This window comes from Pseudomonas sp. K5002 (assembly GCF_013386655.1).
Lineage (GTDB): Bacteria > Pseudomonadota > Gammaproteobacteria > Pseudomonadales > Pseudomonadaceae > Aquipseudomonas.
In genome coordinates this window covers 1-561 of record NZ_JACARK010001536.1, presented here as the reverse complement: position 1 = coordinate 561, position 561 = coordinate 1, and the positions used below count along the sequence as shown (strand labels likewise).

The window sequence follows — 561 nt, the reverse complement described above, 5'->3', positions numbered from 1 at the left end:
GCTCAGCAAGGTGCCGAGGGTGCGTGCCAGGCGTGCGGCTTCGACCCGCTGCAACAGCGGGCCGATAACGCGGATACCCAGCACGCACCGGTCGTACTGCTCGCGGTGTCGTGGGTTGCGCAGGCGTGCCGCCAGGGCCCAGACCGTCACGATCAACCCGGCGAGTACCGCCAGGCCATAGGCGCCGAGGAACTGGCCAAGGCCCAGGATCACTTCGGTGATCAACGGAATCGGCACGCCCAGATCCTTGAAGATCGGCACGAACTGCGGCACCACGTAAGCCAGCAACAGCGCCAGGGAACCGAGCACGCCCACCACCAGGAAGGCGGGATAGATCAGCGCGTTGATCACCTCGCCTCTCAATAACTGGCTGCGTTCCAGGTAGTCACTGAGTTGGCGCAGGGTGTTCTCCAGCGCACCGCCCGCCTCACCGGCACGCACCATGCTCAGGTACAGCGGCGAAAACTGGCTGCCCTCCTCTTCCAGCGCTGCCGACAATGGCTTGCCGGCCTTGACGTGCTCGCGGATACGCTCGATCAGCGCCCGGGTCTGCGGCTGGCC

General features: G+C 66.0%; 1 protein-coding gene. It reads right to left on the bottom strand.

All coding sequences use genetic code 11. The features are described from left to right. The coding region (locus HX846_RS37770) for a type II secretion system F family protein (RefSeq protein ID WP_178967531.1) at positions 1-561 on the bottom strand (561 nt) is incomplete at both ends.